Source organism: bacterium (assembly GCA_024224155.1).
Lineage (GTDB): Bacteria > Acidobacteriota > Thermoanaerobaculia > Multivoradales > JAHEKO01 > CALZIK01.
The window spans coordinates 22574-33467 of record JAAENP010000505.1; the positions used below are offsets into that span (position 1 = coordinate 22574).

At 64.3% G+C, this 10894-nt stretch carries 9 protein-coding genes; 4 read left to right on the top strand and 5 right to left on the bottom strand.

Annotated elements, in window-relative coordinates; translation table 11 throughout:
• The first annotated feature begins 3 nt into the window (after positions 1-3).
• From GY769_23820 to GY769_23835, 4 genes are all read left to right on the top strand, one after another.
• Complete coding sequence (locus GY769_23820) at positions 4-1830, top strand: O-antigen ligase family protein (GenBank protein ID MCP4204948.1); 1827 nt, start codon at positions 4-6, stop codon at positions 1828-1830.
• A 91-nt stretch (positions 1831-1921) separates the two neighbouring features.
• Positions 1922-3265: an O-antigen ligase family protein gene (locus GY769_23825; GenBank protein ID MCP4204949.1), complete on the top strand. Its 1344-nt coding sequence runs from the start codon at positions 1922-1924 to the stop codon at positions 3263-3265.
• 87 nt (positions 3266-3352) lie between these two features.
• Positions 3353-4591 (top strand): oligosaccharide flippase family protein, encoded by a 1239-nt coding sequence (locus tag GY769_23830; protein MCP4204950.1) that lies wholly within the window; start codon positions 3353-3355, stop codon positions 4589-4591.
• Positions 4592-4636: 45 nt separating this feature from the next.
• Entirely contained in the window at positions 4637-5944 is a 1308-nt protein-coding gene (locus GY769_23835; GenBank protein MCP4204951.1) for a hypothetical protein, read from the top strand.
• On the opposite strand, the gene GY769_23840 is transcribed toward GY769_23835, so the two are convergent.
• The 5 genes from GY769_23840 to GY769_23860 form a co-directional block, all read right to left on the bottom strand.
• Positions 5913-6944, bottom strand: a complete 1032-nt coding sequence (locus GY769_23840) for a hypothetical protein (GenBank protein ID MCP4204952.1) — start codon at positions 6942-6944, stop codon at positions 5913-5915. The two genes, GY769_23835 and GY769_23840, sit on opposite strands and share 32 nt — an antisense overlap.
• 562 nt (positions 6945-7506) lie before the next feature.
• On the bottom strand, positions 7507-8217 hold the full coding sequence (locus GY769_23845; GenBank protein MCP4204953.1) for a tail fiber domain-containing protein: 711 nt from the start codon (positions 8215-8217) through the stop codon (positions 7507-7509).
• Between the two features lie 210 nt (positions 8218-8427).
• On the bottom strand, positions 8428-9594 hold the full coding sequence (locus GY769_23850; protein MCP4204954.1) for a hypothetical protein: 1167 nt from the start codon (positions 9592-9594) through the stop codon (positions 8428-8430).
• 25 nt (positions 9595-9619) lie between these two features.
• On the bottom strand, positions 9620-10189 hold the full coding sequence (locus GY769_23855) for a hypothetical protein (protein ID MCP4204955.1): 570 nt from the start codon (positions 10187-10189) through the stop codon (positions 9620-9622).
• A gap of 410 nt (positions 10190-10599) precedes the next feature.
• Positions 10600-10894 (bottom strand): hypothetical protein (locus tag GY769_23860; protein MCP4204956.1); only part of this gene is annotated, 295 nt, incomplete at its 5' end.

The window sequence follows — 10894 nt, forward strand, 5'->3', positions numbered from 1 at the left end:
CCGATGATCGAGCGCTTGATCTGGCTCGTCCCACTCGCGGTGGCGGCCTTCGGGGCATGGCGCCCGAAGGCCGGACTAGTTGCCTTGACCGCGGCCCTGCCCCTTTTTGGCTCGCCGCCGGGTGGACCCTACCTCGGGGCATTGGACGCCGCGGCACTCGCCGCGATCGTAACCGCCTGGCGCGCAGGACGAGCGCGACCGTCGCCGCTGACCTGGCCGGCCATCGCCTTCGTCGCCGTCAGCCTGCTGAGCCTGATTCCATCACCGTACCTACCGCCATCTTGGCACCCCTCGATACTGCTGGGCGTCCTTCGGGCTCTTCCCGGCGTCGAGAGCTCGAACGCACTCTACACCTGGCGAGCGGCGGTGAATCTCGTCATCGGCCTGGGTCTTTTCTTTGCCGTTCGGAGGGCGTTTCGGGCGTCCTCGATCCGACCGCTCGCCTGGAGCCTGCTGGGCGGGCTGACGCTGCTTTCTCTTCTCGGTTTCGCCTCCCAGGCCGGTGCGGTCGACCTCGGCGGATACCGGCGCTTTGTCACCGATGAGACCGGCAGCAGGAGGCTCCATTCGCTCTTCTTTCTCGCGGGCTGGCTCGCCGAGTACATCGTGATCGCAGCCCCGTTGGCTCTGGCCGCCCTGTCTCGTATGAACGCCGATCTGCGGCTCCGACTGGGCGGCGTCTTTCTCGCCATCATGGCCGCGTCTCTCGTGCTCTGCCAGCAACGCGGCGCCTGGATCGCGGCATTCGCACAGGTCGTTTTCGCCATCGCCATCGTGGTACCCAGGCTTGGCGATCGCCGATTGCAGATGCGGAGAGTGGCGCTGGTCGGGGCCGCCAGTCTCCTGATTGCGGGCACAGTGGTCGTTGCAACCAGTGATTCACTCGAAGGCCTGCGCGGGAGAGCCGGCTCGCTGCGATCCGGATTCTCGGCCCGGTTGCCGCTCTGGTCCGCGGCGCTCGAGATGGTCGAGCAACGGCCGCTTTTGGGCTGGGGGGTGGGCTCCTATGCACCCGCCTTCGACAATCTCCACCCACCCGGCTCACCGGGCGCGCGGCGGAATCGAGGATCGGCGCACAGTCTCTACCTCGGCGTCGCCGCGGAAAGCGGCCTTCTCGGGCTCGGCGGCCTCGCGCTGCTGGCCCTGAGTGCGGCGCTCTGCCTGGCCCGGCCCGGCCCGGGCAGCCGAGGCTTCGCCGTGGCCCTGGCGGCGAGCCTCGTCGGCGTCACTGTATACGGCCTCGTGCAGCACCTGTTCTATCTCCAGAACATCGCCTATCTCCTCTGGCTGCTCCTTGGCTGCGTCGCTCTGGTGACGGAGAGGAGCGAAAACGGAACGGTCGAGCGTCTCGCCCGAGGGCTGATCATCCTGGCAATCGTCCTGGTGCCTCTCCGGCTGGTCTTCACCGAGGCTCCCAGGTACCGGGGCAACCGTAGCTTCGGCTGGCACGCCCGGGAGGGCAGCCCGTCCAATACCTTCCGATGGACCGCCGACCGAGCGCTTTACGGACTGCGCTGGAAGGGAAGCACCCTGGTCTTGAGCCTCGCCAACGGTCACCCACTGGGAGCACGCCGGCCCGTGTCGGTGACCATTAGCGCCGACTCGAAGACGGTCGCGGAGCTGACCGTGGCCGGAGAATGGGAAGAGCACCGCCTCGAGTTGGGGCAGCCGCAGGCCGAGTGGCTGGTTCTGGCGCTCGAGGCCGAGCCGGCCTTCCGGCCCTTCAGCGACTATCGCCGCTACCCGGAGCTGGCTCCCTCCCGAGACATTCGGCTGCTGGGAGTGGCAGTCAGGGACCTCCATTGGGACGCCTCAACGACCGAAAATTGAATCCCCAGAGGCACTTGAGTAAGCTCCCAGGCGACATGACGAGCGGGAGCGTGATGGCTGCAGAATCGGACGAACGGGTCGCAGGTACGTGATGCGCCCGTCGACGGGAGCGCCACTGGGCCGCCCGGGTCGATTGCTGTGCTTGGCCTTCGTCACGGCGGTGGGCATCCCCCTGTTCATCCTTCCGGCTCATCAAACGACCAACCTGACCAAAATCTTCGACCCCTCGGCGGCGGCCAGCGTCGACCCTCAGCCCCTGGAGATCCACTGGATCGTGCTTATGGCGGGCCTGGTCGCGGCCTATCTTGCCGGTCGCCCGCTCTTTCGTGGCCGCTTCCCCCTACCACCGGGGGCGAGGCTCGTCGGCGGCCTCGGCCTGGCCTTCTTCATCGCACTGATTGCCGGCCTCATCGTGAGTCCACGTCCTCTCAGTGTCGTCTACTTCGTCCAGACCTGCATTCCGCTCGTGGGCTTTCTGGTCGGCTCCTACCTCGTCGATTCCGTATCCAGCGTTCGGAAAATCGCGTTACTCCTGGTGACCGTAACCACGATTTCGATCACGCTGATTCTGATCCTGGCCGTCCACTACGGCGCTCTCTCGTCGGGCTGGGACTCCCTGCGCAGCCTCGCCAAGGCGATTCCCCAGCTCAGAGGCCACTTTCCCTATATCGTCGCTGCGTCGTTGTCGATGGCGCTCGGAACGTTCGAGCTGGTACGCGGCAGGTGGAACAAGGGCCTCCTTCTCATGGCCATTTTGATTCACCTCCTCTTCTACTCGCTGACCTGGTCGCGAACGGCGGTGCTCATGCTCGGGGTAGTCGCGATCACACCCGTGCTTCTCGTCCTACGCTCTACCTCGCGGCGCGCTCTGATCGCGAGAGTGGTCGTCGCGGGGGCTTTGCTGGCCGGGGGGGTGGTCCTGCTGTCGCAGTACAGTGCGCTTGCCAAGCGATGGCAGCTCCGCGGCTTCGGCAGCACGGACTCCCGCAGGGTCGAGTACGCCGTCACTTCCGTCAAGAAGATCGCTGGCAACCCTCTCTTCGGAAGGATGTTCCTTGCGGACTGGGAACAGAACCCGCTGGAAGACGAGCCGCTTCGGGTACCGAGGATCTACAAGGCCCACAACCAGTATCTCGACTACGGCGTCAGGGCGGGCCTGCCGGCGATGATCCTGCTCGGTTGGATTATTCTCCGGGTCGGCCGCGACCTGCGCCTGATCCTGAAGAGCTCAGCTACGGTACCCGAGATGCGACCGTTGGCTGTTGGTGTGACCGGGGCGCTGCTCGCAGCGGCGTTCGGCGGCCTGTTTCAGCTCATCTTGGTGCAGGCACAGACCGGCTCTCTGGCGTGGCTCCTGGTCGGGGTTACTTTCAGTCTGGCCGATGTGGTGCGATCGAGCGGCTCTGAGTCGATCGCGATCGATCATGGCGCCTAGCCTCACCCACCTACCCGTCGCCGCTCCGGTTCCCGGCACGCGACTATCTTCACGCCCAGGCTCCTCCCGGGCGGAGCGCTGAAGGTCGTGCTGAAGTCTTTCTCTTGGGTAGTTGTGGCTACTCTGTCCCGCCAGGTTGCCTTCCTGGTCGTGAATGCACTGCTGTTCGAGCGCCTCTCGCGGTCCATGTTCGGCGCCGTTTCCCTCGCATTCGGCTACATGCTGGTCTTTGTGGGTCTGGGAGATTTCGGCATCCGGCAGATCGGCTGGCGGGAGATCGCCCGCCACCCGGAGCAAGCGCGGGCGCTGACCGGCCCTCTGGTGGGCGCCAAGATCAGGACAATCACCATCTCTATAGCCCTCTGGGTCTTGCTCATGCCCCTCCTGTGGGAGGCCGGGGCGCCCCAGGCGATCTACCTGCTGTTCGGACTCGGCATCGCCTTCAACGCTTCGACTTTCGACTTTCCGCTGTATGGTCTGCATCGAATCGACCTGGTCGCCAAGTACTCTCTGATCGCGTTCGCGGCGTATCTTCTGGGCTGCGCGGTGCTGGTGACGAGCGATGACCGAAGCTGGCTGGTGCCGGCCCTCTTCGTCGCCGCCATGTGTCTGCTTTTCCTGCTGCAAGTCCGCTGGTTCCGCACGAACCTGGGCACCTTGTCACCAAGGCTCGGCAGAGCCGATTTCTTCCGGATCCTGCGCGATTCCTGGCCCCTGGGTATGGGCGAGACGCTGAATCGGCTGGCGGCCAACTACCCGCTGATCCTGCTGGGCCTGGCGGTCGGCCGGGAAGGAGTCGGAAACTACCGGATCGCCGAGCTTCTCTACTCCTTCCTCGCCCAGTTCGGGCACCTTTTCGCCTCGGCGGGCTTCAGTCACGTGTCCCACACGTTCAAGCATGAGCGCTCCCGGCTGCGCTCGGTCCTGGTCAAGATGATCGGATTGCTACTCGGCGCGGCGCTGATTGCTGGGCTGCTGTTCTTTGCCCTTGGGCCTCGCGCCCTTACCGTAGTCTTCGACGAGACCGCCGGAGAGACTCTGTCCGTGATCAGAGTCCTCGGAATCGCCCTGATCTTCGCCGCACCAACGCGCTTCCTCAAGGTGCTGCTGGCAGGCATCGACAGACAAGGCGCTCTGCTCCTTGCCAATGCGATCACCGTCGCCGTCGGCGCCGCCGTGGGATGGCTGGCGATCGGACGCTACGGAATCGTAGGCATGGCGATCGGGCTCCTCGCAGCCGAGCTGGTGACGCTCTTCGTCCTCGCCTTCGTTTACTGGCAGAGCCTTGGCGCGCGTTCCACGCAGGCGGCCGAACCTGTATCCTAGGCACAATCGGGATGAGCTAGGAGTCGAGAGGGTACAGGTGCACGCATGAGCGTAGCCGGTCTGCGACGCGCGCTGGGGGAGCCGGCTCCGCTGAAGATCCTGGCGATCACCAATTCGGCGGCGGCAGCTCTTCTCATTACCCCCTACGCCTCCTATCCGGGACGCCGCCTGCAGTTGGCGGTATTCTCCCTGGCCCTCCTGGGCGCGGCCCTCGCAACGTTGAGGCTGTTCGCCCGCAAGCGCGGAATCGCCACATTCCGCCTTGTGCAAGGTCGGGGTTGGGTGGCGGACGTCGCCATGCTGCTGCTGGGCTTCATCGCCGTGCTGGCCCTGATCAACGGACTGCTGCGAGGCCATGAACTGCACCTGGTTCTCGGAGACAGCGGCAAGCTGCTGTTGACTGTTCTTCTCTACACGCTCGCGCGCAACGCGCTTTCGAGTACGGACGATGTCCTCCGGCTGACGCTTCTCTTGATCGTCTTGCTTTCCTTCCAGCAGCTGCGGGACGCATTCGCCGCCGGTGATCTCTTTCTCGGCCGAAGCTCGGTCTTGAGGCTGTCCTCACTTTTCTGGTGCCAGAACTTGGCGGCCTTTACGGGACTCTTCCTGCTGGCACTGAAAGCTCGCGGAGTTCGTTTGGCGGGGCTCTCACTCGCGATCGGCGCCGTCGTGCTCACCGGCGCCGCATCAGCGTATCGAGCTTACGTCCTGCTGATCGCGTTCGTGGCCGCGGTGCCTTTGGTCTTGGACCGTCGCCAAACCTGGCGAGGCTACCTCCGACTCGGCGGCATCGCCACCGCCGCTCTGATCGGCCTTGCCATCCTCCTAGCGGCCTTGGGTGTCGACCCGAGCGTACTCGCCAAGCCGGCCAAGACGACGATCGCCAGATTCGAGGCCACCTTCAAGCCCCCGCCCCCGGGCCCGAGGCTCGTTTCCAAGCAGCGCGAAGCCGAGCTGGCGGCGGTCGTCGAAGCGATGCGCGGTGACAATCTCGGATTCGTGGTCGGGAAGGGATCCGGCGCAACCTTCCAACTGAGTGCCGAGACCAACCCGGACGCCGTGCATCGACACGCCAAGGATTCCTATCGCGCCCACCACCTCCACAACTCGATGGTCTCGTTCTTCTTTCGCTATGGCTTGCTCGGGCTGGCCGTCTTCACCGCGCTGTCGGTATGGGGGTTCTACGCCGCGGCACGCTACCTGTTGTCAAGCCGCCAGCCCGTGCTCTGGTGGGCTCCGCTAGTCACCATCAGCTATCTGTTGGCGTCCCAGTTCTTCCTCCTGATTCCCGGGGACTTCGTGTTCGCGACGGCCTTCGCGATCATCGCCCGTCGTCCGGAACCCCTTGACTGACGTCAGCCGGTCCTGGCCCTTTGGTCGACAGGCCCGAAGCCAGACTACCCGCGAGCGCCGAGAGCAGCCCCAGGCAAAGCCCTGCGGCCGCGGCTTCCGGAAGACGCCGAGAATCCGGGCGGCGCGCCGGCACGGCCCGCTGGTGGAGGATGATATCCCGAGCCTTCCGCCCAGCGGCGGCGCGCTCGGCTTCGAGTTTCTTGGTGGTGAGTCGGGCCACGAGCTCTGCTTGTGTCGACAGCTCGTCTTGAAGGGGCCCCAAACGGCCACGGCGCTCAGCACGTAGCAGCTCTCTCCGATCCCGTTGGGTACGGACCAGGGACCTGCGTTCGGACCGGCGCCACTCCAGCAAGTGGTCAAGGTCCGCACTGCGCGAGCGCTGCAGGGATTCGAGGTCCGCGATGAAGGCGATTCTCCAGTCCCGCAGCTCGGCTGGCTCGGTTGCCGCAAAGGCGAGGATCTTCCGCTCCACGGCGGAGACATCGGCTATCGACTCACCCGATTGAAGCTGCAGAGCTTCCGCGGGGACCCCGTCGCCTGGCGAACCGGCTACGGCCAACTCCTGGGGCACCTGCGCCAAGTCGAGGCGCATGGCAAGCAGCTCCTGACGCAGCGTACCGGTCCACACCCAGGGCGCCGGCGCATTCCAGGCCTCGACATGAGCGTTGAAAAGCCGTTCGGTCTCGGTTCGATAGTCCGCCTGGAAATCCTCGCTCACTCTGTCGAACTGGCAAAGCAGCGCTCTCCACTGCTGGTCGAGAACCTCTAGCTGCATCTCGTAGTCCTGTGACAGTCTCGCTCGAGCGCCTTCGAGAGCTCTGAGGCTGCCCTCGGCCTCGGCGAGCTGTTCCTTCACGAGCTCGATCTCGGTCTCGAGTGCTCCGGTCACCAGCTCTCTTGTCTGCTCGACGGACACCGCGGCCCAGGTGTTCACCACGGCGGCGGCGGCAGCGGGCGATCGGGCCGAGCTCTTGAGCACTAGCCGCGGCTGCTCGGACATGAGGATTTCAACGGAGGCGTTCCGCCCCTTCTCAAGAGAATCGTCTGAGGCCAACACGCCACGCGCACGCAGGCGCTGTTGGGCTTCGCCGAGTACGGCCTGTGACCCGATCTGGTTGTTCAGCCAAAATGGGAGATGTCTCGGCGAGGAGGCCGAGGGTACGACAACCAACGTCGCGGAGGACGTGTAGACGACCGGCGCCAGAACGAAGATCAGTCCACAGGCAGCCAACGCCCCACCCAGGCCGGCGCCGATGAGCCGCCAGGGACTCTCAACAAAGAGCCTTAGCAGGTCTCCGAGCTGTATCTCCCATGAGCGAGACGATCGTGGTGCCTTGTCCACTTCCAACACAAGGCCCGTGAAGCGATTTAACCTTTACGGGCGCCTGGCCCGGCTCATTGTCGAGGATGAGCCATCTTGGCAACTCTACACGAGGGAACCACAAGATCCACTCGAGACAAGAGCCCTCTGAAAACCAGCAGTGGGCTGGAGCTCAGAGGGCTCGTCGTTTTCTGATCGCCGAGATCCGGTCAGTCGGATCAGCCCGGCGCCAAATCTCGGACTACTGCATTTCCTGAACCATACGTTCAAGATCGGCCAAGCGTGCCTCGAGTGTTTCGATGACCTGGTCCTTCTCTTTGACGATCTCGTAGAGACCCTGGACCGCGGCCATCGCCACGCCGCTCGTGTCGAGGCTGGAAATCGTCTCCGGCGAAGACCCCAGCCCGAAGGTCGCGTGGAAGTCCTCAGCGAAGGGCCCGAAGTGACGCTCGGACGCGGCGTCGTGCTTGTAGCGCCACTCCTGGAGGGGCATTTCCGACAGACGGTCGAGAACCTCTCGAGAGTCGACGCTCTCGAAATCCGTCTTGATCGAGCGGCTCGAGCCCTCGGTGAGCATACCGCCGATGATCACGTCGCCGCCGGAGAATACCTCTATCTCCTTGGTGCCGCTGCCGACCTTACTGAAGATGAAGGTACCGCCGCCGGTCATCAGCCATTGGCCGCCGCCCGCGCTGGTGTCGGTCATGACGAAGCGGGGAAAGCCGTTGTTGACCAGGTTGAGCATGGTCCGGTTGGCCGTCGCGCCGTTGTTGTTGGTGACCTCGATACGGGATTTGTAGGCAACGGTCTCCTGGATGTCCAGTCCCCACGACGGATTGCTCTTGTTGACGCCCACGACGCCGTTCTTCACGAACAGAATCCCCTGCGCGTTAGCGGTGGCGGTGAAAACGAGAGCCATCAGGGCCAGGGCGAGGCAGAGTTTGCGAGTCATGTTTGATCCCTCCAGTGAAAAACGGTTTTGAGCTTCAACGCCGCTATCGGCTGTCTTTACCTACTACCAAGATCGAAGCTCGCTGCGGATTGTTACAGGACGAAATCGCCGAGTCAGTGGAGAATTCCACCGGGAATCCGACCCAGAGATTACTAATAAGTTTTACCCCGCTCGACCGGCCGCCCGAATCGAGGCGGCAACCTCACTTCCTCACTCGATCGAAGCCCCCTCCAGGGCCTCGAGACGGACGCTGAGCGTCTCGATGTGCCGACGCTGGCCGTCGATGACCTTCTGCTGATCGATCGTGTACAGAACCAGCTCCTCGACTTTCTCCAGAATCCTCAGCTGCATCTCGGTCATATTGAGCTTGCCCGCCCGGGTGACGTCGCTCTGGGACGGCACGTTCGGCAGGTGCTTCTCGGTCCGAACGAACTCCTCCAGCTCGGCCAGCGTCAGCATCTCGTAGTCCGGCTCGAAGACGTAGTCCGGCAGCGTGTCGGCGCCGTTGTTCGCCGCCACCGTCCCGAAGAACGTCACGTCGCCGCTGCTCTCCAAGACCATCTCGGCGTGGCCGGTGCCGCTGCGGGTAAGCACGATCTTGTCGGCGCTGTTCTGGGTAGCCATTCTCCAGAACAAGCCGGCCGAGTCGTCGTTCAGCGTGAACTGAACGTCGTGGTTGTTCGCGAGCCTCATGAGGTCGGCGGCCGCGCCCGTCGTCCGCCTGACGTGGAAAGCGGCGGCCGGACTGTTGGTCCCGACCCCGACGTCGCTGCTGCCAGCGATAACCAGGCTGTTGTCGTTGGCGCCGGGCAGGATCTTGAACGGCAGCTTGGAGCCGCCGGTAACGTCGCGAACGAAGAAGTTGGTCTCGTTGCCGGCCACGTCCCAGGTCTGGGGCGTGAAACCCGAAGAGCCGTCCTGCTCGAGACGCAGAGTCGGGGAGTCCCCGTCGACGACGTGGACCTCGACCACCGGGTTGCCGGTGTTGACACCGATGCCGGTCGCATCGACCACGAGCCCGTTCGACCTCGACCCTTGGAAGATCCGAAAGACGTTGCGTCCCGCGGTGGAGTCCTCGATCGTGAAGTGCTCGGCCCCGCCGTTCGACGAATCGTTGACGATGATCCGCCAGTCGTTCTTCGGGAAGCTCGCCGAGCTCGAGGTGTCGTTGAAATGAATCCGCAGGTTGTTCTCCTGCAAGCGGATCGTGTCGAAACCAAAGCTCGGGCCACTCGGGCAGTCGATACCCACACACAGGCTGCCTATGATCGAGCCGCTGGTGTTGTGGAATATGACTGCTGATGCAGGGCCCGCCACGGTCAGGGCCAACCCTGCCACGGCAATCGCGGTGTAGACGGCCGCTTTCTTGATTCTCATCGCTGTGCTCCTCCTGGGAATTCGATCACTCGCTACCGTCCACGGCGGCATCGTCGGCATCGTAATAGTGGTCCGCGGCTTGCGCCGCAGCCTCGGCTTCGGTGTAGGAAACGGAGCGAGGACCGCCCGTCGCGGCAGCATCGGGCTCCACCAGCTTTGAATCCACCATCCTGCCGTTCAGTATCGAAAACGAACCGGACTGCCGCCGTCCAGCGGGGGCCGGCATCTGGTGGGTCGCCCTGCCGTTTGCGGGCGCGCCCTGGGCGACCGCGCTCGCGGCCGGGAGCCTCGGGTTTTCAACCAGCTCCCAGGTGTAGAGGCCGTCGGGCAGCATGAAGCCGCCCCGGTCCACCGGAGCGAACGAGGGCGTCTGACCGACGGCGAAGCTCTGTTGCCAACGATAGCCGTTGCCGACGACCGTGAGGGCCAAGGCGTCGCCGCTCGAAGGCCTGAATGCGATCTCTCCGCCCCGCACCTCCATCGCCGCCAGGTCCGCTCCGGGCGCGGCCCGAGCGCCTAGGGCCAGCACTACGACCAATGACAGCAACACCAGCGGTGCGAGCCGGGCCGTCCCCGTAATACATCTTCCCTTCATTGTCCGAACCTCCGTTCGTTTCTTGCCTAGGGTGGGCGGAGTATAACGGCCCGTCACCGATCAGGCTACTCCCGTGGCTCCAATGCCTCGGGCCTGGCTGTGACCCCGCAGAGAATCCCCCTCTGGTCGCCGACCAGCCGGCGCTGGGCATCGGTCGTCGTCCGCTGCTGGTCGATGACCCTCTGCTGGTCGTCGATCGTCCGTGATCAAAAGCTCCCCCCGGGGACACAGCTCCCAGAGGAGAGAGCCCGAGAGCCATTCGGCCGGGGCTCTTCCTCCTCAACGCCGCGGCTACGAGATTCGCCGAGGCCGTCGCCGGTCGAACCCATGGAAGGTCCGGTTGCGCAACAAGAAAAGGGGCAGCCGAGTGGCCGCCCCCTATGATTGCCTGGTCTTCTCGCCGGGCTAGCTCAAGGGCAAGTCCCGGTGGCACAGTTTAGGACACCGTTCAAGATCGTGCACGCGCTCGTTCCCGCGTCGTCCGAGTCTCGGAGCTCGATGCAGGGACCCGAACCGCCATTGTCGGTCACCTTGAGCTCGGCATTGCCCGTACCTTGCTTGGTGATCACAAACGACGAGTCAGAGCTCTGGTGCTGGAACCTCCAGAAGACTCCGGCCGAGGAATCGGTCAGATTGATGAACGTATCGCCGCTGTTCTCGACGTCCACGGTGGCAGCCGGGCTGGTTGTCCCGATGCCAACGTCG

Coding starts and splice junctions, on each gene's coding strand:
- GY769_23820 (MCP4204948.1), top strand. CDS start 4: ATGATCGAGCGCTTGATCTGGCTCGTCCCACTCGCGGTGGCGGCCTTC.
- GY769_23825 (MCP4204949.1), top strand. CDS start 1,922: ATGCGCCCGTCGACGGGAGCGCCACTGGGCCGCCCGGGTCGATTGCTG.
- GY769_23835 (MCP4204951.1), top strand. CDS start 4,637: ATGAGCGTAGCCGGTCTGCGACGCGCGCTGGGGGAGCCGGCTCCGCTG.
- GY769_23840 (MCP4204952.1), bottom strand. CDS start 6,944: ATGTCCGAGCAGCCGCGGCTAGTGCTCAAGAGCTCGGCCCGATCGCCC.
- GY769_23845 (MCP4204953.1), bottom strand. CDS start 8,217: ATGACTCGCAAACTCTGCCTCGCCCTGGCCCTGATGGCTCTCGTTTTC.
- GY769_23850 (MCP4204954.1), bottom strand. CDS start 9,594: ATGAGAATCAAGAAAGCGGCCGTCTACACCGCGATTGCCGTGGCAGGG.
- GY769_23855 (MCP4204955.1), bottom strand. CDS start 10,189: ATGAAGGGAAGATGTATTACGGGGACGGCCCGGCTCGCACCGCTGGTG.